General features: G+C 60.4%; 17 protein-coding genes, 1 tRNA gene and 3 pseudogenes. 10 read left to right on the top strand and 11 right to left on the bottom strand.

The window, feature by feature from the left end; genetic code table 11:
* Window positions 1-46: 46 nt before the first annotated feature.
* Together P0204_RS16040 and P0204_RS21260 are read left to right on the top strand one after the other, a co-directional pair.
* Window positions 47-175 carry an HVO_2523 family zinc finger protein gene (locus P0204_RS16040; protein ID WP_276220789.1) on the top strand — a complete coding sequence of 43 codons (129 nt, stop codon included), beginning with the start codon at window positions 47-49 and terminating at the stop codon, window positions 173-175.
* A gap of 55 nt (window positions 176-230) precedes the next feature.
* Window positions 231-3208 (top strand): annotated as a pseudogene (locus tag P0204_RS21260) (PAS domain-containing protein).
* Here the strand turns inward: P0204_RS21260 and P0204_RS16020 are convergent.
* Window positions 3183-3845 (bottom strand): TVP38/TMEM64 family protein, encoded by a 663-nt coding sequence (locus P0204_RS16020; RefSeq protein ID WP_276220781.1) that lies wholly within the window; start codon window positions 3843-3845, stop codon window positions 3183-3185. The pseudogene P0204_RS21260 and the gene P0204_RS16020 sit on opposite strands and share 26 nt — an antisense overlap.
* A gap of 75 nt (window positions 3846-3920) precedes the next feature.
* On the opposite strand from P0204_RS16020, the gene P0204_RS16015 reads away from it, so the two are divergent.
* A complete protein-coding gene (locus P0204_RS16015; protein ID WP_276220780.1) occupies window positions 3921-4292 on the top strand; it encodes a DUF5830 family protein in 372 nt (123 codons plus the stop codon).
* 8 nt (window positions 4293-4300) lie between these two features.
* Here the strand turns inward: P0204_RS16015 and P0204_RS16010 are convergent, their stop codons facing one another.
* Window positions 4301-5236, bottom strand: a complete 936-nt coding sequence (locus P0204_RS16010) for a DUF7115 domain-containing protein (RefSeq protein ID WP_276220779.1) — start codon at window positions 5234-5236, stop codon at window positions 4301-4303.
* A gap of 112 nt (window positions 5237-5348) precedes the next feature.
* Between P0204_RS16010 and P0204_RS16005 the strand changes: the two genes are divergently transcribed.
* Together P0204_RS16005 and P0204_RS16000 are read left to right on the top strand one after the other, a co-directional pair.
* A tRNA-Met gene (locus tag P0204_RS16005) sits at window positions 5349-5492 on the top strand.
* Window positions 5493-5644: 152 nt separating this feature from the next.
* Window positions 5645-5941: a hypothetical protein gene (locus P0204_RS16000; protein WP_276220778.1), complete on the top strand. Its 297-nt coding sequence runs from the start codon at window positions 5645-5647 to the stop codon at window positions 5939-5941.
* Between the two features lie 472 nt (window positions 5942-6413).
* Here the strand turns inward: P0204_RS16000 and P0204_RS15995 are convergent, their stop codons facing one another.
* Complete coding sequence (locus P0204_RS15995) at window positions 6414-6608, bottom strand: hypothetical protein (protein WP_276220777.1); 195 nt, start codon at window positions 6606-6608, stop codon at window positions 6414-6416.
* Between the two features lie 154 nt (window positions 6609-6762).
* On the opposite strand from P0204_RS15995, the gene P0204_RS15990 reads away from it, so the two are divergent.
* Window positions 6763-7017: a hypothetical protein gene (locus P0204_RS15990; RefSeq protein ID WP_276220776.1), complete on the top strand. Its 255-nt coding sequence runs from the start codon at window positions 6763-6765 to the stop codon at window positions 7015-7017.
* 460 nt (window positions 7018-7477) lie between these two features.
* Here the strand turns inward: P0204_RS15990 and P0204_RS15985 are convergent, their stop codons facing one another.
* The 3 genes and pseudogenes from P0204_RS15985 to P0204_RS15975 form a co-directional block, all read right to left on the bottom strand.
* Window positions 7478-9022 (bottom strand): methyl-accepting chemotaxis protein, encoded by a 1545-nt coding sequence (locus P0204_RS15985; protein WP_276220775.1) that lies wholly within the window; start codon window positions 9020-9022, stop codon window positions 7478-7480.
* Between the two features lie 238 nt (window positions 9023-9260).
* On the bottom strand, window positions 9261-9800 hold the full coding sequence (locus P0204_RS15980; RefSeq protein WP_276220774.1) for a type IV pilin N-terminal domain-containing protein: 540 nt from the start codon (window positions 9798-9800) through the stop codon (window positions 9261-9263).
* A gap of 102 nt (window positions 9801-9902) precedes the next feature.
* Window positions 9903-10182: pseudogene (locus P0204_RS15975) on the bottom strand (toxin-antitoxin system TumE family protein).
* A 176-nt stretch (window positions 10183-10358) separates the two neighbouring features.
* Between P0204_RS15975 and P0204_RS15970 the strand changes: the two are divergent.
* Together P0204_RS15970 and P0204_RS21140 are read left to right on the top strand one after the other, a co-directional pair.
* Window positions 10359-11117: a creatininase family protein gene (locus P0204_RS15970; protein ID WP_276220772.1), complete on the top strand. Its 759-nt coding sequence runs from the start codon at window positions 10359-10361 to the stop codon at window positions 11115-11117.
* Window positions 11118-11518: 401 nt separating this feature from the next.
* Window positions 11519-11695: pseudogene (locus P0204_RS21140) on the top strand (DUF7692 domain-containing protein); the annotation flags it as partial.
* Between the two features lie 183 nt (window positions 11696-11878).
* On the opposite strand, the gene P0204_RS21135 reads toward P0204_RS21140, so the two are convergent.
* The 3 genes from P0204_RS21135 to thsA all read right to left on the bottom strand — a co-directional run bounded on the left by P0204_RS21135 (window position 11879) and on the right by thsA (window position 15971).
* Complete coding sequence (locus P0204_RS21135; protein ID WP_379801861.1) at window positions 11879-12124, bottom strand: DUF7861 family protein; 246 nt, start codon at window positions 12122-12124, stop codon at window positions 11879-11881.
* A 275-nt stretch (window positions 12125-12399) separates the two neighbouring features.
* Window positions 12400-13305 (bottom strand): hypothetical protein, encoded by a 906-nt coding sequence (locus P0204_RS15960; protein ID WP_276220770.1) that lies wholly within the window; start codon window positions 13303-13305, stop codon window positions 12400-12402.
* Complete coding sequence (gene thsA / locus P0204_RS15955; RefSeq protein ID WP_276220769.1) at window positions 13305-15971, bottom strand: thermosome subunit alpha; 2667 nt, start codon at window positions 15969-15971, stop codon at window positions 13305-13307. Before thsA ends, P0204_RS15960 begins: the two co-directional genes overlap by 1 nt.
* A gap of 289 nt (window positions 15972-16260) precedes the next feature.
* Here thsA and P0204_RS15950 point away from each other — a divergent pair, with 289 nt between their 5' ends.
* The gene (locus P0204_RS15950) at window positions 16261-16845 is read left to right on the top strand and encodes a Cdc6/Cdc18 family protein (RefSeq protein ID WP_276220767.1); all 585 of its coding nucleotides are present in this window, start codon (window positions 16261-16263) and stop codon (window positions 16843-16845) included.
* A 247-nt stretch (window positions 16846-17092) separates the two neighbouring features.
* Here P0204_RS15950 and P0204_RS15945 read toward each other — a convergent pair whose 3' ends face one another.
* Window positions 17093-18316: an ABC transporter substrate-binding protein gene (locus P0204_RS15945; RefSeq protein ID WP_276220766.1), complete on the bottom strand. Its 1224-nt coding sequence runs from the start codon at window positions 18314-18316 to the stop codon at window positions 17093-17095.
* A 79-nt stretch (window positions 18317-18395) separates the two neighbouring features.
* Window positions 18396-19634, bottom strand: a complete 1239-nt coding sequence (locus P0204_RS15940) for an ABC transporter substrate-binding protein (protein WP_276220764.1) — start codon at window positions 19632-19634, stop codon at window positions 18396-18398.
* Window positions 19635-19911: 277 nt separating this feature from the next.
* Here P0204_RS15940 and P0204_RS15935 point away from each other — a divergent pair, with 277 nt between their 5' ends.
* Window positions 19912-20463 (top strand): hypothetical protein, encoded by a 552-nt coding sequence (locus P0204_RS15935; protein WP_276220763.1) that lies wholly within the window; start codon window positions 19912-19914, stop codon window positions 20461-20463.
* The last annotated feature ends 85 nt before the right edge of the window (window positions 20464-20548 follow it).

The raw sequence follows: 20548 nt of genomic DNA, 5'->3' as shown, positions 1-20548 counted from the left end.
ATTTCGTTCCCAAAGAGCAATAGTGGTTCCGCGCCTGAGAGTGGATATGAACGAGGAGGCCGGCGGACGGCCCTGTCCGCGATGTAGCCGGCAGTTGTACCATCGCCACTGCAAGTACGTCTGTCCGGATCACGGTGTCGTCTATGACTGTGCCGATACGTTCTACTACGATTGATGGGCGCGTCTCCTGCTGGGCGGATTTATAACGATGGCTCCACTGATCTGTGGTAATGAGTAGCGGACCCGGCGAGATCCGCGTGCTGCACGTCGACGACGAACAGAACCTCGGCGAAGTCGTCGCGATGCATCTCGAACGGATCCACGAGGAGATCACCGTCACCCACGTCAGGTCGGCACGCGAGGGCCTCGACCGACTCGGCGAAGCGGCGTTCGATTGTGTCGTCAGCGACCACGATATGCCGAACATGGACGGACTGGAGTTTCTGCGGTGTGTGCGAGCGGACTACCCGGACCTCCCCTTCATCCTCTTTACCGGCAAGGGGAACGAAGAGATCGCGAGCGACGCGATCTCGGCCGGTGTCACCGAGTACCTCCAGAAAGACGTCGGAACCGACCAGTATACGGTGCGCGAACCGCATCGAGCGAGCGGTCAGCGAGCGGCGAGCGAAGACCGCACTCGAAGAGTCAGAGCGGATGCTCTCGACGCTTATCTCGAACCTCCCGGGGATGGTCTACCGGGCCCGTAACGAGCCCGACTGGCCGATGGAGTTCGTCAGTGACGGTGTGAGTGATCTCGTCGGCTACGAGGCCGAAGTGATCGAGAGCGGGAGGTGCCGTGGAGTTCCCTCATCGACGACACCGAGCTCGACCGCCTCTGGAACCGTGTTCAGACCTGTATCGACGCCGGAGAACCGTTCGAGGTGAGCTACCGCGTCACGACGGCCGAGGGGCGGACACGGTGGCTGTGGGAGCGCGGACGGGTCGTCAGAGAGACGGACGACGGCGTCGAGATCCTCGAAGGGTTCATCACCGACATCACCGCTCGAAAGGAACGGGAACAGGAACTAGAGCGCGAACAGGAGTTCACCGAGGATCTCATCGACGCCATCGACGACGCCTTCTATCTCATCAGTACCGACGGGTGTCTCCTCCGCTGGAACGACACGCTCGCCACGGTGACTGGCTACAGCGACGAGGAACTGGCGGGGATGGACGGCGCGGAGTTACTTCCCGAAGCCTACCACGAGAAACTGGACGCGGCACTCGATCCACACACCGACATCGGCGACGGGGCGTTTCAGGCCCCCTTGTTGACCACGGACGGCCGTGAGATCCCGTACGAGTTCCGGGGCTCAGTCATCAAAGACAGGGACGGCGATGTCATCGGAATCGCCGGCATCGGCCGGGATATCACCGAACGTCGCGAGCGCGAACGGAAGCTCGAACAGTACGAGACGCTCGTCGAGAACGTCGGCGATCCGATGTTCATCCTCGACGAGGACGGGCGAATCCAGATGGCCAACCGAGCGGTGGCCGAGCATCTGAACGCGGATCGTGACGATGTCATCGGCATGCCGGCACGGGCGTACATCGAGGACGACGACTACCAGAAGGGGCTCGAGTTGACGAGAGAACTACTCAGAGCGGGGGGAACGGAGTGGCGGACCTACGAGATGCAGGTCACGACCGCCGACGGGGAGACGCGAGTGATGGAGAACAACATCGCGGTCCTGACTGACGACGAAGCGTTCATCGGGACTGTCGGTGTCGTCCGGGACATCACCGAGCGAAAGGAACGCCAGCACAAGCTCAAACAGTACAAGACGCTCGTCGAGAACGTCGGCGACGCGATGTACGTCCTCGACGAAAACGGGACGGTCCAGATGATAAACGAGGCGCTGGCGGACCACCTGGGATACGACCGTTCGGCGATCGTCGGCGAACACCCGAGCGAGTTCATGCCCGACGCGGATGTCCAGCGTGGAGCCGAGATCATCCAAACGCTGTGTGACGACGACGACCGGATCTGGGAGACCTTCGAGATGGAGACGATCGACGCCTCGGGCCGGCGGACGATCAACGAGGACAAGATCGCACCACTGGTCGAGGACGGCTCGTTCGTTGGGACGGTCGGCGTGATCCGGGACATCACCGACCGAAAGAAACGCGAGCAGGAGTTAAAGCGATACGAGACGATCGTCCAGGCTGTCGGCGACCCCGTCTACACGCTCGACGACGAGGGGGTATTCACGTTCGTCAACGATGCCATCGAACCGTTGACCGGATACGAACCCGCCGAGCTGGTTGGCAATCATATCAGTACGATCATGACCGAGGACGACGTCCAGCGTGGCCAGGAACGAATCCGGGAGCTGCTGGCGGAGCCGGAACGAGACCACGTCACCTTGGAGATGGACATCGTGACTCGCTGGGGCGAACACGTCCCCTGTGAGAACAACATCGTGCTGCTGCCTTCCGAAGACGGGAGTTTCATCGGAACCGCGGGCGTCATCCGAAACGTCGCTGACCGTGTCCAGCGGGAACGACAGCTCTCGAGTTCGCGAGCGTCGTCAGTCACGACCTCCGAAACCCGCTCAACGTCGTGCAGGGACGGCTCTCACTGGCGGTCGAGACGGGTGACATCTCCCATCTGAACGACGCCATCGACTCCGCGGACCGGATGGAACAGCTCATCGACGAACTGCTCACGCTGGCCCGAGAGGGAGAGATGGTTGGCGAGACCAACCCCGTCGATGTCGGTCTCATCGCCGAACAGGCCTGGGAGAACGTCGACGCTCCGGTTGCGTCCCCGTCGGTAGTCGACTCACCCGCGATCGAGGCCGATGCCGCTCGGCTACGGGAACTCATGGAGAACCTGTTTCGCAACGCCGTGGAGCATGGCTCCACGGGCAACCGGACGGCGTCCGGTGACGCGGTGGACCACGACCCCACGAACAACCGGACGAAGTCCGGTGACCCCGTCGAACACAGCGCCGACCACGTGACGGTTACCGTCGGGCCTCGAGGAGCCGACGGGTTCTACGTCGCCGACGACGGCTCCGGCGTCCCCGAGTCCGAACGGGAGCGGGTGTTCGAGCGAGGGCACACGACCAGCCCCGACGGCACCGGCTTCGGGCTCGCGATCGTCGAAGACATCGCACAGGCCCACGGCTGGACGATCGAACTCACCGAGAGTCAGGCTGGTGGCGCACGGTTCGAGTTCAGGACGACTCCGGACGACCGTTGACGTGTCGGTACGCCGGCCCGGCAATCAGGAGTACCGCCAGCACACCACCGAGAACGAGGACGTGTGGGAGCGCGTCGACCGAGAGGCCGTCGAGCGCGAGCGATCGCATCGACGCGCCGGCGATCACCTCGACGACGACCCAGGGGATCTCGCCGACGAACGTCCCGACGACGAACGCCCGCGTCGAGACGCCGGCGAAACCCGCTCCGTAGGAGACTGGGTCGGCAGGCACCGGCGAGAGCCGCGCGGCCAGGACCCCCCGTGTCTCGCCAGTCACCTCGATGAGTCGCCGGCCGGAGTCCCCGAGCCAGCCGAACATCCCGCCTCGCTCGCCGGCTTCCAGGGCGAACCGGTACGGGATGAGACAGGTGACCAACGCGCCCATCAGTGCGACCGGGATGCCGTACTCGATTCCGAGGACGAACCCGACAAACGCCGACAACGGCATCGTCGGCCACGCGAACAGTGGCCGGATCAGATAGAGACCGACGATGACGCCCGCGAGATAGACGGGGTGGTCCGCGAGATGCATCACCTCCGAGACCACCCGCGCCGGCGAGAGCAACAGGGTCGCCAGCGCGACTACCACCACCAGTCCGGCGCTCCCGACCAACTGTCGTTTCGCGAGACGATCCATCTACTACTCGTACCGACTGGGATCGGCAAACCTCTTGTGGTAAGGGTTAATCCGCCGGGGGTCCCACAGGCGGGTGTGCCAGCCGACGACCAGGACCCCGTCGAACTCGGGGTCGAACTGCTCGCTCACCTCGAACACGCCGAGCTATCGGTCGCGGACGCGATCGACCGCATCGAGACGGTGACGACGAACCCACAGCTCCAGCGGGAGATCCTCGATACCGCGGTCATGCGTGGCGTCGTCGATCGCGAGGACGGGCTCGTCCGCCCGCGTTCACAGGGCACGTACGTGAACTTCGAGGCCGACGTGATCGTCCGCGAGGGGTCGTTCTCGTGTGCGCGCTGTGGTGCGTCTATCAGTACCGGGCACTTCGTCCAGCTCGACGGCGGCGAACTCGGCCCGTTCGGCTCGACGTGTATCAGGAAAGTCCTCGGGCGTGAGAACTGAACCGCGGACTAGCGGCCCTGCCGGAGTTCCGCGATGAGTTGTTTGATGACCTTCTCCTGGCGCTGGAGCTGTTCGTTCTGTTGCTCGACCAGCTCGGCCAGTTCCTCGACCTGTGCTTCCAGCGCGGCGAAATCGCCGTCGGTCCCGGACCCGGAGGCGCCCGCGTCGGCCGAGTCGGTCGGCTCCCAACCGCTCTCGTCGGGTCCACTCGCCTCCGTCCCCTCGGCCGCGGCTTCGTCGTCGCCGACCAGCGGATCGATCCCAGCGTCGAGTCCCAGTCCCGACACGTCCGACTCTGAGTCCTCGTCCTCGCCCACCTTCTCGTTGAGCGCATCGAGCGACGATACGTCGTGGTACGCAAACAGCGCTTGCTGGAGCGTCCGGCGCAACGACGGCGCCTTGTTCGACGGGGCTTTGATCCGCTCGGGGCGGCCGTCGACCGAGAGGACGATCGCCGTGGCGACGCTCCCCTCCTCGAACTCCAGACCCGTCACCGCTTCGAAGGCGAACTGCTCGAAGTCGCCGTCCCAGGTGACGCTGCCGACGTGTTTGAGCAGTTGTGCGGACGTGACCACGAGCGTGAGTTCGCTGAACCGATAGACGCCAGCGACCGTCTCTTCCTCGTCGAGGACGCCCGCTGCACTGAGTGAACTCTCCAGCAACCGTTCGAGGACCCCCTCGCTGCGTTTGACCGGGACCGAGAACTCACGTTTGGTGTCGACGTAGGCGAGCGAGAACGTCGCCTTCCGCCGTCCTTCCGAGACGGAGAGACGCTCGAACTCGTGGGGGAACGCCTCGACCCCTTCGTCACTCAGCAACCCCTCGCCTCGGTAGACGAGCGTCCGGGACGGCGTGAAACAGACGATATCCTCGTCGCCGAGGCTGACGCCGGCCTGGACCTCCTCGTCCCCGAGTTCTTCCCGGACGAGGTCTGGTATCTCCATGGTCAGTACGTCCGGGTCCGGTGGCTTAAATCCGCGGGTGGGAGTGTCCCACAGGACCGACGGAGATGGGAACCTTCAAGACGGAAAGCGGCCAAGCAGGCATTGCACCCGCGCCCGGGTGGCTTAGCTGGACATAGCGCCGCACTCATAGGGTCGTCAGACTCATGCGGTACCAACCGGCATGACCCGTGGGGTACTCGTCACACCCCGGACCTGGGCCATGCGGAGATCGAGGGTTCGGAGCCCTCCCCGGGCACTTATCTGAAACGTTACATCCCCAGAGATATCGGTCCGTAGATTACCGAATATTGGCGTTGTCCGCACTGCCGCGCCCGTATCTCCGCGTCACCGACCGCAGCCGTCGAGTACGGGCACCTCGGGGGCTGTCCGAACCTGCTCGACGAGTCGGTGACGCCAGCAAAAACGCGCTCTCACGGCTGTGGGACCACGCTCGGTCCGATCGACCCGGTGCTGCTGGACTACGGCCGCGACGACGGCCTGCTGCTGGCCTGTCGGCTCTGCGAAGACTGTCGGGAGATCGTGCCGACGCACACTGCCAGTAACCCGGATCGGCGGGAACGCTGTGGAGTGGCGTATCCGTACACGACGCTTCGGCTCTACGAGTGTTCACGGGGTCGTGACGACGCGTATCCGCAGTGGGACCTGGTGTCGCTAGATCTCGATGGCGAGCGTCGGGAGAGGTAGAGCCGGTGAGTAGTGTTCGAAAGTGTGTATCGGGGCCGAGGTGCCGCGCTCGGCGAATCAGCGAGACAGACTGTAGCTGTCACTGTCCACGACGTCCCATACTGCAACCGCTGTCGGTCCCGAACACATGGGAAGCCAGGCTTTGCTTCCATGTCAGAGGCTCCTGGTCCCCGGCCTGTTGTCTCGGATACAAGTATAACAACCCCTGTATTCACCAGCATCCTCACAGGCGGTCAACGTACAGTCCTGCAATTTGGGTAAGCGGTGACCGATGCCCGCCACCACACAAGGGGGCGCCCGCGACGAGCGACTGCGCTGTGCCTGAGCGCAGGAGCGCATCGGCGAGGACCCGGCGAGCGGGCTCGATCGGGATCTGGGTACCGACGCCGATCGGCGCCGGATCGTCCTGACGCTGATCGACAGGATGGACTCCATCGAGCGGGTGCGTGCCTGGAAGGCATGTGTGCGCCGGCTATCGAATCCACTCCCGAAGGGCATACCGCGGAACCCGCTGGCAGAACCGCGAGCGATGATCGTACAGCGGTTGGACCAGCGCGAGGCGTGGCTGGAGCATGGCGAGCGGCGCGAGCGCCTGCCACGCGGTCCAATCGGCCGTGTGACTGCTTGGCAAGGACGGCAGTGTCTGGCCGGCGTCGGTCGGTGGCATACCTGTGGTATCCCTCGCGGCCCGTCCGCGGGTTGGCCGCGTGTTTCTGGGCTCTACAAAAGCCGCGCCGCTCTGTACAATTTTTTGGCCAAAGGTTCCACAAACTCTGGTATCGTCGGGGCCATTTATCAGCGAATAGCTGGGTGGTTCTGCTATGCCGCAGAAGCTACAGGACAAGAACGGCTCGGGGCTGGTGCCGATCCCGAAAGACTTCCCGGAGCGAGACGGGTTGCTCACCGAGGACGGTCGCCGGAGGATCGGACGTTCTCGGTCGAACGCCTCGACTCAGGAGCCTCTATCCTGCGCGTGTGCGACGAGCGCGGTGACCTTCCGGTGTGACGCGATCCAGCGGATCGCGGCCCAGCAGTTGCTCACCGACGACGTGTACGGTGGCCCGACTGACGAGTGAACTGTCCCGCCCTACTCACTCGCCGCTAACGCGGCTCGTTCCTTGAGCGAATAATCTTCGTGGTATGGAATTTTTACAGGATCTGTCGGAATTAGTGTGCGCGATAGGAGGGTGAATATCACGAGGAGAGCGTGTCGTAGAACCGTTCCCAACCCCGTACCAGTCATCCGTGGGTGGTCAGTACAGGTTGCTCACTTACTGATCCCACCGACTACTTCTCAGAAGTCTATTAGAAACGCCATGCAAGATATAGAGGGTGTAGTCAGCACAAGAGCAGTGACACTGCAGGTGTCGCTGTAGCCGAGGCCAATATGTGAGAGAACTCGGCTCTCAGGTTTCCCCTTTTACTACATCTTGATACGTATTCCTCAGCATCAACACTCATTTCGAGACGAGGGCGACAGGCATGCAGGCGATGGGATCAGGATAGCTTCCGGATAATGGGGCTGCGTTAGCATCGCTATCGGCCAAGCGTTGATCTAGTACCGTTTTGTCGTTGCTGTGTGCCGTCAAGCCGGCAGCTCCGGTCGGCTGCCCCGAGGTAGAATGAGGTGAGTTGCTCGGGAACAGTTGCTTCGTCTATGACGTTGACAACGAGATCGTCGTCGCTCAACACGTCACCATCATTCTCGTAGGTATTTTCCCTGACGGCCTCTTCGCCCATGAGGTCCAGTTCGCCGGCGATATTGCCGATGACAAACAGCGGGCGGTCGCGCCGTCTATCGACACGTGAGTTAGCCGTATCAAGCCCGTGTTCTGTGACATTGATTACGTTCTCATCGTGATTCCACGATCCGAACAGATCAAGCACGAACAGTCGGTTGCCTGCTAAAGCGTCGGTGAGTGTCACGTCGGCCCTCGCACCGAGGGCATTGTCAAGGGTGTGACGGTCAAGCGTAGCCGTCGGCGACAGTGAGGCGGCCCATCCAGCGTCGATAGCCGCCGCACAGCAGGTGGCGACCGCACTGTCAACGACATCAGTGGAGACCGACTCGTCGCCTGTGTCAGCCGCGATTACCGACCGTGAACCGGCTGGGAGACCACCCATTCGGTCGAACTCGTCGATGCCGGTTGGGACAGTGTCGGCGTTGCTGAGTCGGGCTTCGCGCCCTTCGCGGGCATCCGATAGCGCGTCGTCGATTTCGTTGAGGAGGTCAGTGGTGTCGGCGCGTTCGTCACCAATATCGTCGACCGAACCGCTAATTTCCCGGGCTGCGTCAGCGGTTTCGTCGGTTACGCCGGCGACGCGGGTCGCTGCCTCGGCGCCCTCTTGTACGGCCATTGAGACCTCGTCGATCCCAGTGGCGGCCGACTGAATTTCGTCGCTCACGAATTCGAGTTTCTCATCGGTCGTCTGCACTCGATCGGCTCCGTTTTCGACCGCTGTGACGGCCTCGTCGAGCGCCTCGGTCACGTCAGCGGTCAAATCCTGAATTTCAGTGAGTGTTGCTTCGATTTCTTCAGTGCGGGACTGAGACTCTTCGGCGAGAGATTTGACCTCGTCAGCGACGACCGCGAAGCCATCGCCCGCCTCGTCTGCGCGGGCGGCCTCGATTGAGGCGTTCAATGCGAGCATGTTGGTGCGCTCGGCGATCTGGTTGATCATATCGACGACCTCGTTGATCTGGGTGACTTTCTGCTCTAAGGCTTCGACGTTCTCTTGTACCTGCTCTGTCGAGTCGGAGGCCGTTTCCATCGCGTCCGTTGCCTCGTCGGCGGCTGAGCGGCCTGCATTGGCCATCTCGGCTGCGCGGTTAGTTGTCTGATTGACCTCTTCGGCAGACGAAGAGATCTCCTCGATGGTGGCACTCAGCTTGGAGATATCGTTGGCCACGGCGTCCATCTCCTCAACCTGTGTGGTGGCTGCGGTTTGAATCCCTTCGAGCTGATCGTCGACCGATTCGGAGGTTGTGAGCACGACGCTCACTGCGCCCTGCGCGTTGGCGATCATGCCGTCATTTACATCGGTGTCTCGGTCGGCAGAGGATTTTCCGCTGCTTGGCATTATACACAAAGGCAGGTGAGGGCATAGCAATTAAAATTTTGTCCGTACCATCTAATGAAATATTAACACATAATTATTTCAGATTCACTCTGTCGTCAGTATGCACGCTTACTGACCGGGTGATTCAGCCAGATGTCGGTGAAAAAATATCGTGAGGATGTTTCTATGACAGGCTCTACATTCCACGAATTTCGTCACTCGGGATCGAACTGGCCGTCACCAGTTGGTATTCGCAGCCTTAGTATCTGAGCGTCCGCTTGACCAGCGTATACGACTCGCCGGTATCGGGTTGTGTCCAGACGACACGGACGACTTGCCCCTCCCGGAACACTGGCTCCGTAGCACTGGCATCCGCATCGTCTTCGAGAATCAGTTGTTCACCGGCCGCGATTTGGTCGCTCGACCAGCGAAGATCGTTGCTGGCGGCGCCATCGTAATTGGCAGGCTGGTAATACGCCGCACTCCCTGTCTTCGACGGGTCGAACAGGATTTGTCCCTCCAAGTAGACAGCTACGTTCTCGGCGTCGAGTGTCTCACCGTGGGTGAACGTGATATTCAGGAAGTTCGTCGTTCCACTCCGACTGGGATCGTCGGCGAGCGCCAGGCTTCCACAATCAGTACAGGTATCGACCTCGAACTCAGCTGTCGGCGCGGACCGCGTGGCTGAATCACCGATCTGGAGTGCGAACACGGAGAGCAGCCCTGCCACGATGACGGTCACACCAACCAGTAACAGTACCCCGATTACCGACGACGCACCACGACTTCTGCCACCCATTGCAGTCGTCTTGGCACGTGCAGCATAAAATCGTTTGATCAATTTCACCGACAGATATCGGCACCGGCCACTGTCAGGACGACCCGTTACCGGTGAGGCGGGTCAGGGTGCAGCCTCGACATCGCTGCCCGACTCGAGGCCACAGAGTCCAACGTCACCCGAGAACTCGAGTTCGAAGACCTGGCCACCGATGTGCAGCTCGTGCGTGGTGGTTGTCGAAGCGGATGATGTGGTCGTCTGCGCCGGCTTCGCCGTAGTGGAAGGCGTACTTGCCCTCGGGATACTGCTCCGAGGCCGGCACATCGAGGATGCGTATCCGAACGACGGTGCCATCGTCGTAGGCCTGAATCTCGTCTTCGAGCACCTCGACATCATCGGCCATCGATGTTTGTTAGTGTGTTCCCTAACAGTTGGAGTGTTAGGGTGTGGCCTAACAAGTAGACGGTGACGACCGGCTAGACGGGCCGGTTCGGCCGGCCCACCTGTTCGCAGGCGCCTATGTGAGCCAGTCCCACACCACCACAACTGATTTTGGTCCGACAGGACAGGTGTTGATGCATGCCTTCTCGCGAATCAGTATGTCTTGAGGAGATGGTCTGGCCAGAAGTCGAGTCCGCTATTGAAGATGGATCCCGGACGGCAATCGTAGCCGTGGGTTCGATTGAACAACACGGTCCACACCTCCCGTTGAATATGGATACACTGGACGGGGACGAGATCTCACGTCGAATTGCGACAGAACTGGGTGATGCCCTCGCAGCCCCGACGATTCGCCCTGGCTGTTCAGGCCATCACATGGAGTTCCCCGGTACGATCACCGTTCCACCGGAGACACTCATGAACGTGATCCGGACGTACTGCCGATCTCTCGATGAACATGGCTTCGAATACATCGTCCTTATTCCGACTCATGGTGGGAACTTCGGACCGGTCAAGACCGTCGCTCCCGACATCGCCCGCGAACTTAACGCAACGGTAATTCCGCTTGCTGACCTTGACGAACACATGAACTTACTGAACGAGGGGCTTAGCGATGCAGGTATCGAGTACGATCAGGACGTGATCCACGCTGGCGCTGCCGAAACCGCGATGGTGATGGCCATCGATCAGGACCTCGTCAGAGCAGAGGCCATTGAGTCCGGACCCGAAGGCGATATCTCGCCAGCTCGTCTCTTGAGTGAGGGATTCGAATCAATCACCGAGAACGGTGTCCTTGGCGATCCGACACAAGCAACCGCTGAGGCAGGAGAGGTGATTATCAAGAATGTCGTTGAGACGTACGTCGACCAGATCAAAACCGAACGTGACGCAGTGTGACTGACCCTTCCTGCGGGACACGGATAGTCAGGATCCTGCGGGTGGTACCGAAGAGAGTGAGAATACAGTAGCGACGACTTGTCTGATAGATCGTAATAGAAACCGTCGTTTTCACTCGAAACACGGTGTGTCGTCGAGACTCGAACCCGGTTCGTAGTGACGAAGGGAACCGAAGAATCCCGGTCTTCGCGGTTTCGGCGCGACCGCCCGCGGTTGTGCGTCGACGCGAGCGCTCGCAGCAATATGAACACGAACCCCGGCATCGATGTGTTCATATCCAGTTGGTGGTCGTAGTTCGCGGTCGGTGTTGTCTCAATCTAGTGAAAGGTCCCCGGTGTTTCGAGTGTTCTGGGGGGCCAGGTAGGCGAAAAACTGGGATTCTGGGGGTCGTGTTCACGAGTATGGCCGAGGAGATACCAGGGTCGATCCGGATTCGGACCGGTGACGGGAACGAGTATCGGTACCACGCAGTCGAGGGGGCCAGTGAGTTCTACGGGTGCAACCGGTCGGACGCCGTGGCCTACGCGTGTGACAACGTGCCCGCACCGGTCGAGGCGATCGAGGATGTACTGAGTCGAGAGGATATGACGCTCGAGCAAAAGCGGGAGATCGCTGAAACGTGCGCGGTTCACTGGCTGGAGTTCGAGGTCGATGAACTACTTCACATCCAGTGTAAGTTGCCACGGCCGCAGTCGATGAGGCCGGTAGCGAATAGGGCTCCTCTTTCTTCGATACTAAGCGCTGGACGCTATAATTGTCCCCTACGTCCCACCGTGTTTCCGATACCAGACCCGTTCGCCGATCGGGGAGTCGTCGTCGAGGTCCAGTCGTCGGAGGAAGAGATCGCGAACGGCCAGTGTGACGACGAGTTCGACGGGGCCGCCCTCGGGTGGGCGGACAGTGACGTGGCAGTGGCCATCTCGTTGTTCGAGTGTTTCGATCGTGCCTTCGGTCCAGCGGTCGGCATGGTGGGTCGGTCGTCGAGCGTGGATGCGGTCGTGGGTCATGGGCAGGTGGTAGGTAACCGCGAGTCAGCGGGAGCACTTCGGTGTCGGTGTGTAGGATAGCGGGTGGGCGTTCTGGTCCGATTGACAAGTTCATAAGCAGTGATGGTAGTGTTGACTATCTGCGTGTCACTCTCTCGAAGGTCCGTCTGTAACGGTGTTGACTACTGCAGGAGTTGTCCACCTACGTTTCGCTTCGATATTCTGTAGTATTTAGAACGTACAGGTAAACAGTGATTTATGATCGCCGGGAGTATCTCCGATATTATTCAACGCAGTCACCGTACTGCATCGAGTGTCGTGTCGAGATGGTCCCAAAACTCGGACTTATCGAAGGTGACCTTCTCTCTGGTAACCACCGACTCGTCTCCTAAATCAGTGACGACCGTGACTGTGAAAGACTTTGGCAGTCCAAGTTCGTTGCGCTCGAAGGTAGTGTCGTCGTATTCAAAGTAGTCACCAGGGACTTGGATGTGAGCTTCTATATATCCTTCTTCCACCCGGTTTCGGAGTTGATCAACGAGTTCGACAACTGCGTCGTCGTCCGACGTCGTGGTGTTAGCGCTGTAAGACTGCCCACTACCGGGGTGTGTCCAGTCGTCGGAGAGGGATGCCTCGTCCAAGTCGACTTCATCCAGACGCTCTCGTACTTCTCTGAGTAGATACCGGTTGTCGAACTCCGTTGTCCCGGTACACCACTCGATGAGGGTTTCGGTATCAGCAAGTGGCGTGTATTTCAGTCTGACTTCGTTGGTGTATTCGGTCCTGATCGTCTTCCGTTCCCGGTCATCAGTCTCCACGAGCGTCTCGTAGAATTCCGCTGAGATCGGACCGGTGATGGCAAGCGTATACTCGCCGGGATCGGGCGCAGGGATTTTCCACTGGTATGTGCTCGTGGTCGGTGGATCGACTGGCGACGGCTTTGGATGGACGAGCCGGTCGTCTCGGCGGAGGTATTCGAACTCGTATTGCTCCGGGATTTCCAGCGTAATGGCGCTGCCAGCACGATCGAGTACACTCCGTGAGATTTCGACCGTAAACTCCAGTTCGGCTGTTAGCCGCTTACCATGAATAGCGACCCTGTACAGCTCAGGGTGGAAGTCGGCAAGCAAGTCTTTGATATCACCAAGCAGTCTGAACACCGTCGACGCCCGAAGTGTCCCCGTCCCGGTGACGTCGGTCATTATTCCTCCTCCGCGTGGATTCCGCGAATTCGTGGGTCGATACGGAGCGGTTCAACTCGGTCGGTTGTCCCCGGTATAGTGACCGTGTGGCTATGTGGTGGGTACGGGTTACCGGCACTATCCGAATACCAGATCATAATCTCGAATTCCGACGTGTCGGGCGGTAGCCGAAACTGGTCGACAATTTCGTTAAGCCGGATCGATTCGGCTGGATACTCACGCCCTTCTACCCGCAAGACGCTCCTGATTACCTCCGGGTAGAAGTCCGACAGCGGCGTCATATTGTCTTTGTTGAGCATCGATTGCAGTGATTCCAGCAAATCGGCTAAGACTGGTTGCTCGTACGGTTCTGGCGGATCGACGGTGCCCTCGGCCAGGGCTTGTTCGACGGAACGGACAGCGTCGGATAGCGTCGCCTGCTTCGTCTCATCGTCAATGAGCGGTCCAGCAACCAGTTCCGCTGCAGTCAACCGGTGGAGTCCGATGTTGAGGAATCCGGTAACCAATTCCTTGACTGGGCTGGTGTAGACAGCAACCGGGCGGCCATCGGCGAAGGCCTTGATATCTACGTCGAGCCGGAGAGGACTGGTGTTACGTAACTCGATCGCCAATTCCCGAGTCTCCTCGTCAGATTTGCGGGCGACCGTTGACACCCGGGTGTCTAACTCCGGCCGTTGGATTGTTACAGACTCAGTATACGTTCTGACTTCCTGTTCGCTACTTCTGAGCCTGATCTCGATTTCGACAGACGCTGTGGGTGAGTCAGGGAGCCGCGTATACACGCATTCCAGCTTCCGGAAGACGTCACGCTCGTCTGTAGTTTCGACCTGAAGTGACCTTGCTCCAGTCGCCTCCACAGACGGCATCTCCTCTGGATCGGTTATGTAATCGATGCCCTCGGGGAGTACGACGGAGAGCGTATCAAACTCCCCGTCGACGTGAATATCGAGATCAAACGGATCGTTCGGAAGCACCTTGTCGGGCGCTTCGACAGCAGCAGTCGCTGGCTTCGTCGCTCGCTGTCGGGCCTGCCGGACGCCTTCTTCGGACTCCTGTCCGACCGGTTGTGCTGTACCACCCTGGGCACCGGATATGTCGAGCTGTTCGCCCGCACTGATGACATCGTCGATGCGAACAATCATCCCAGCGGCCTCGGTAGCGTAGTCGATGGCCCGGACGAGTACCGAGAGCGGCTGAACGACACCAGCCGCCCCCATATCAACAACCTCGCCGGTCCCAGCATCCACCCCAGCGGTGAGCACCCCATCGTCGTGCTGTGTGCGGAGTTCGACAAGTGTATCTATCGAGTCACTGCCTGCGTTCTCGGCAAGTGTTTGCGGAATGGTATCGAGGGCGGCGGCGACGGCTTCGATGGCCTGTTGCTCCTGCCTGTCAATAGTCGTAGCATACTCACGCAAACCCATCGCGAGTTCCGTCGCTGCGGCACCACCACCAGGGAGGAGCCGCTCATCCGCCACTGTTGTGGCGACCATCGAGACGGCATCTTGTACGGCCCGTTCGAGTTCGGTGACGACATGTTCGGTGCCCCCTCGGATCAGCAGCGTAACAGTCGCAACGTCAGCAGCGCCCGTGACTACGAGCCGCTCCGCCTCACCGAACTGTTCCTGTGCGATATTTCGTGCGAACCCTAGATCTTCAGTCCCGATATCGGTGGGCGCGCCGGCGATGCGAGCGCCCGTTACCTGCGAAAGGCTCTCGAGGTCGGCTTGGTCCACATCGCTCACTGCCAACAGACCCGCTTGGGCCAGATATGCCTGGGCCAATCGGTCAATCATACCCTGACAGACAACGACATCCGCCCCGGCATCCACCAGTGCCTCGGCTCGTGATTCGAGTTGGGCAGTTTCCTGATCGAGAAAGGCCTGTAGTTGATCCGGGTCGGAAACCGTGATTTTGGTATCCAAATCCGTCTGAGGGACTTCGAGGGCTGTGTCCAGCAGGGCGACGTTGGCGTCTGTGACCGCGGTTGGCATGGTCTCGTGGGCTGGACTCGCATCTAGCACGACGCCCTCGAGTAGCTCAGAGTCTTCACTGGTTCCACTGGTTGTCTCGATCCGGATGCTGTCGGAGTCGACTGCCCCATTCACCTGCACTGTTTGGACCGCACGGGCGACCAACTCGCTCAAATGGTCAGCTGTGGCACCCTTCCCAGTCATGGCAGTCCTGGCCACACGCCGAAGGGGTGCCCTGTCGGTCGTATCCACGTGAGTCACGATACGTTCGAGAAGCTGTTCGCTTTGGCTGGCGGCCTGTCGATATCCCGAGACGATTGTCGTGGGGTGGAGACCCTGGTCCAGAAGGGTTTCAGCCTGAGACAGTAACTCACCGGCGAGAGTGACGGCAGTGGTAGTTCCGTCACCGATCTCGTCAGCCTGCGTTTCGGCTACCTCAACGAGCATCTGCGCCGCTGGATGCTCGATATCCATCTCCTCGAGAATCGTGAGCCCGTCGTTCGTGATAACGACCGTGCCATCATCGTCGACGAGCATCTTGTCCATGCCATTTGGCCCAAGCGTGGTGCGTACTGCCTCTGCTACGGCCGTCCCGGCTGCGATATTGCTTGATTGGGCTGTCTCGTCGGTCGTGCGACGCGTCTCTTCGGATAGAATGAATAGGGGTCGGTCGTACCGATGTCGTTCAGCCATACGTCGGGTTGGCGCGGACGTCTGCCTTGCTACCGATTCTATCGCTTCGAGGGTACAAAAAATTACAGGGAACTATCATTTTCTTTTGGATTCACAGCGGTTAGTGGGACCGCTTTAGGATACTCTCGAGAGCCAAGGGCGGGCCAATCAGTAATTTGAGGTGTGCAACGGGATACCGACGGAAGCCCCACTCGTGTGGGCTGGCGACGAACTCTTCGGCTGCTTCGAACGGCTCGGGATTCGTTGGGCTTACGTGAACTGTCTCTCGGTCAACTCTCGGACCGGTGTCTTGCACGAAGCAGTTCGGGACGCCGACCTCGGTGCTGACCTCCGGCGTGAGGGGACGCCGGCCGTCGAGGCGGTTCGGCGGCTCCGGAACTACGACGATCAGGTCGTGGTCATCCTCGACGAGGTGAGCGTCGTCGACGAGAGCGCGCTGCTGGCGCTGGCGGAGGTCTCGAACGTGTCGGTAGTAGCGATCACAACCGACGAGGATGAGTGGTTCTCGGCGCTGTCAGGGCAGGCGACCTCACGGATGCGGTCGGCCGCGACGATCCATCTGGACAAGTACAGTCACGAGGAGTTGTGTGATAGCCTTGCGAGCCGGGTTGCCCAGGGGTTGGTGGGGTCGCAGGTCGACGACGTGGTGCCGTTTGTCGCCGATCTAGCAGCCGGTGACGCTCGACACGGGCTCGCGCTGTTGCGTCGCGGGGTCAAGCACGTCCAGGACCACGATGATGAGCGGCTGACGACAGATGTGATTGAGGAGAGACCGTTGCTGAGCTGGAGTCCTCTGCCAAGTGAGGATCCTCGGACGGCTGAGTCACGCGGAGTCTTCCTCGCTCCTCGCTCTCTGAGACAGATATATCACTAGACCGACTAACCCGAGAGCCCCGTATGCAACACCCCGAGCTTTCGGCAGTGATAGACTACGCTTCGTGGCGTCGCTATAGATATAGTAACCGACTGTCGGCCAGAAAATCAAGAGGTACAGGGCAACACGGATGGGGACGCCATTGTACGCGGTGAGCCAATCCATGGGTAAAAGAGATGGCTGTCAGTGAAAAAGAATCGCCTCGATCAGTGGGCAATGCGTTCGGGTAGAGGACGAGAGGGACTGTTTAGAACTCCCCGTTGACGATGGCTGCGAGCTTCTGGCGGTCGAACAGCCGTTCGTCCTCGGGGATGTCCGGGTAGGGTTCTCCAGCGACGTACCCCGGCCACTCGCCGAACCGGTCCGGATAGAATTGTTTCGCGGTCATCTCCAACTGGAAGAGGTTCATCAGCGGACCCTGCCGTGGGTTGCCGGACCCGTAGAGACGATCGTTCTGGACGGCGGTCAGTTCCGCTCCCACGCTGTGATCACGGATGGCCTGTTTCGTCTCGGGGACATCGTAGTACGAGGAGATGCCGTGGTTCATGATGATGACGTCCGGGTCGGCATCGAGCATCGCTTCGTAGTCGATGAGTTTCCCACCGTATTCGTCGGTCTCGATGTCCGTGAATACGTCACCGGCGCCCAACGGGCGAGTGTGTGCGAAAAAGTACCCTGGCTGGTTGAGTTTGTGGACGTAGAACGAATCTTCCGACAGCCGGGGGTACACCATACCGACTGTCGGTCGGTCGTTCGGTGACGGGAGGTTCGATCGGATGTCGCTCAGAAGGGTCTCTTTGAGAGCGAACAGTTGCTCGAAGCGCTCCCGTTCCTGTAACAGTTCGGCGTACTTTTCGGTGAGTTCCCAGACCGTGTAGTACTGATACGAATCCCGCCAGGATTCGGGCGGTTGACGGTGCTTTCGGCTGTACAAGTTACCGAAAAACGGCCCGACGTTCCCCTCGACCTCTTCGATATCGGACCTGTTCCATCCGTCGAGTGAATCGACGTACGATGGATCGAGGAAGTGGGCATCACTATCCAGTTCGTACAGTGTCTCCTTGCTGTAACCCCCAGCATCCGTGAAATCGATCCAGTCAGTTGTAGTGTCCAGCGTGGAGTAGTAGAATTCCAGCGCAGGAACGGAGGTCGACGGACGTGTCGTTGATTGTACCGCAGTTCCGTGACCGAGCGCCGCCGTGATATCGATCGTGGCCGTCGAACTCGCCAAGACGTTCTGTGGAACCGTCTCAAACGTGACCGTCCCCATCGGGGCCATCGTCACCGAATACGATCCGTCTTCAGACGCGGGCGTCCCAGTTGTCGGCGTCTCAGTCGATGTCGATCCCGATCCCGATTCGCTGGTGGTACTCGAACAACCGCCGAGCAGCGCGCTGCCGACGATCGCTCCGCTATACTTTACGTAGTCCCGCCGCGTCGGCCCTTCGTGACTGCACTCATCGGCTCCCATGTTTTTAGGCTAGCCTAAATATTGATAACTGCTTCGGTTCTTCGGCCGACCGGACTCACTGCTGTGGCACGGTCGCCGTTCAGTTCCCGGTGACGATGCTCGCGACCCGATCCCGGTCGAACAGTTGTTCGTCCTCCGGGAATTCGGGATAGTGGTTGCCGTCTTCGTAGGCGGGCCACTCGCCGAAGATATCGGGATAGAGCTGTTTCGCGGTCATCTCGATCTGGAAGAGGTTCATGATCGGCCCTTGGTAGCGCATCCCCTGTGCGTGGACACGGTCGTTCTGGACGGCGGTCAGTTCCTGCCCGACCGGATGAGAGGTCAGCGTCTCCCGGACAGTCGCCATGTCGTAGCGCGGCGTCATCCCCCAGAGATGGAGGACGACATCGGGATCAGCCTCGAGCATCGTCTCGTAGCCGACAGAGCCCCAGAGCCCGTCCCACTCCGCACTGCCGAATGCGTCGGTGGCAGCGAGCGGGCGGGTGTCGGCGAGCCAGAACCCCGGACGGTTCAAGTGGTACGTCCAGAACTGTCCGTCACCGAGGGTGACACGGACGGCAGTCGGTCGGTCCGATTCGGGTGGGAGGTTCGACTCGATCGTCGCGAGGAGATCCTCGTGGATTGTTTTGAGCCGCTGGTATCGGTCACGCTCCTGAAAGACGTCGGCGACACGTCCGAAGAGTTCCCACAGCGTGTAGTACTCGTACTGGCCGCTGTAGGACTCCGGCGGGGTATCGTTTGTACCGCTGTAGAAATTCCCGAAGAACGGGCCGAGCGTCTCGGAGATCTCCTCGATGTCACTCCTGCTCCAGTTGTCCTGCGTGAGCGCCCACGCGGAGTCCAGAAGGTGAACGTCGCTGTCGAGACCGTAGAAGAACTCCTTCGTGAAGTTGTTGAACGGGTTCGGGAGCCCCTCCCAGTCGAACGAGACGCCGTCGAGCCGTTCGTAGTAGTGGTTCATCGTCGGGCCGGCCATATCGGGGACGAACATCGAATTGACGGCGTCGGCGTGGCCGAGCGCGACCAACATATCCGGGTACTGGTTGTAGATCGTGAGGACGTTCTCCGGTACCGAATCGAACTCGACCTCGCCGACCGGTGACAGCGTCGCGGTGTAGGAGCCGTCAGCCGTCGCTGTGGTCCCAGGCGTCGCGGTCTGGTCCGTTTCGGGAGTCCCCTCCGTCTCAGCGGACGCGTCGGGAGCGGAATCCCCACTGCTGCCCGTACAGCCTGCGAGGAGTGCGCTGCCCAGCAGCGCACTGCCACCAGCGACGTAGTTCCGCCGCGTCAGTTCGTTTGCATCGTCGAGAAAGTCCATAGTTTGGCAAGCCTAGTGCAGGTATAAGTCGCTTCCGGATTTTAGGCCAGCCAAATAATAGACGAGCGGCCCCTCCACAAGAGCCTTACCGGAATCGTCACGAAGTTCGCGTATGAATCGCCGTGCCCTCCTCGCCGCTGTCGGTGCTGCCGTCCCGTCTCTCGGTGGATGCCTCGCGAGTGCGCCAGGCGGATCGCAAGCGCCGGAACCGACAGCGACTCCCCAGGCCCGAACAGAACAGTCGCCGTCATCGACAGATTCACCCACGGAGACAGCCGTGTCGACCGAAGCCACGACGGACGATCAGCCGACGCTCTCGGATTCACGGGGTCCGACGCGCGGTGAGAGCGATGCCGAAGTGACGACCGAGGTCGTCGAGACCGACGAGAACGTCGAGTACGTCGAATCGGAGCACGCGGTACGGTACGTCGCTGCCTGGAAGCACACGAACCACGAGGAAGTCAAGGAGGGTGCGAAGCCGGAACGGGAACCAGTGTACGAGACGGTCCCGTTCGAGCAGTGGGCTCGGACGGAGGCGTTCACGGCCGCGGCCCGCGCTGCTGCGGAGCACGCGAACGGGGCGCTCGGGACCGACGAGGTCGGTAGCGGGATCACGAGCAGTGTCGACGGGACGGATCTCGCGCCTTTCGTCTCGGTAGAGACGGTTCTGGACCGTGAGGGCGAGATCGTCAGTGAGACGTCGGTTACCTTCGACCGACTCGTTGCAGTCACACCCGCGACCGTCGGCGTGACCTACCGTCTCGACGACCAGTCGGTCCAGTCGGAAGCGCCTATCTATGCCCGCTACAGCGTTCTCCAACAGGCGTAGCGGAACGGGAGACACTCTCGCGTCGATACAGTTGCACGACCCTGCGATCCGGTTGGGATCCCAACCCGGTAGCTGAACGGAGAGC

The sequence above is a fragment of the Haloarcula halophila genome (genome assembly GCF_029278565.1).
In the GTDB taxonomy this organism is placed as follows: Archaea; Halobacteriota; Halobacteria; order Halobacteriales; family Haloarculaceae; genus Haloarcula; species Haloarcula halophila.
This window is presented reverse-complemented; position numbering and strand designations above follow the sequence as displayed.

Bases quoted from the DNA above. Each gene is read 5' to 3' on its own strand.
- P0204_RS16020 (WP_276220781.1), bottom strand. From the start codon at position 3,845: ATGGATCGTCTCGCGAAACGACAGTTGGTCGGGAGCGCCGGACTGGTG.
- P0204_RS15985 (WP_276220775.1), bottom strand. From the start codon at position 9,022: ATGCCAAGCAGCGGAAAATCCTCTGCCGACCGAGACACCGATGTAAAT.
- P0204_RS16040 (WP_276220789.1), top strand. From the start codon at position 47: ATGAACGAGGAGGCCGGCGGACGGCCCTGTCCGCGATGTAGCCGGCAG.
- P0204_RS21135 (WP_379801861.1), bottom strand. From the start codon at position 12,124: ATGACCCACGACCGCATCCACGCTCGACGACCGACCCACCATGCCGAC.
- P0204_RS15960 (WP_276220770.1), bottom strand. From the start codon at position 13,305: ATGACCGACGTCACCGGGACGGGGACACTTCGGGCGTCGACGGTGTTC.
- P0204_RS16010 (WP_276220779.1), bottom strand. From the start codon at position 5,236: ATGGAGATACCAGACCTCGTCCGGGAAGAACTCGGGGACGAGGAGGTC.
- thsA (WP_276220769.1), bottom strand. From the start codon at position 15,971: ATGGCTGAACGACATCGGTACGACCGACCCCTATTCATTCTATCCGAA.
- P0204_RS15980 (WP_276220774.1), bottom strand. From the start codon at position 9,800: ATGGGTGGCAGAAGTCGTGGTGCGTCGTCGGTAATCGGGGTACTGTTA.
- P0204_RS15995 (WP_276220777.1), bottom strand. From the start codon at position 6,608: ATGCCACCGACCGACGCCGGCCAGACACTGCCGTCCTTGCCAAGCAGT.
- P0204_RS15990 (WP_276220776.1), top strand. From the start codon at position 6,763: ATGCCGCAGAAGCTACAGGACAAGAACGGCTCGGGGCTGGTGCCGATC.
- P0204_RS15940 (WP_276220764.1), bottom strand. From the start codon at position 19,634: ATGGACTTTCTCGACGATGCAAACGAACTGACGCGGCGGAACTACGTC.
- P0204_RS15945 (WP_276220766.1), bottom strand. From the start codon at position 18,316: ATGGGAGCCGATGAGTGCAGTCACGAAGGGCCGACGCGGCGGGACTAC.
- P0204_RS15970 (WP_276220772.1), top strand. From the start codon at position 10,359: ATGCCTTCTCGCGAATCAGTATGTCTTGAGGAGATGGTCTGGCCAGAA.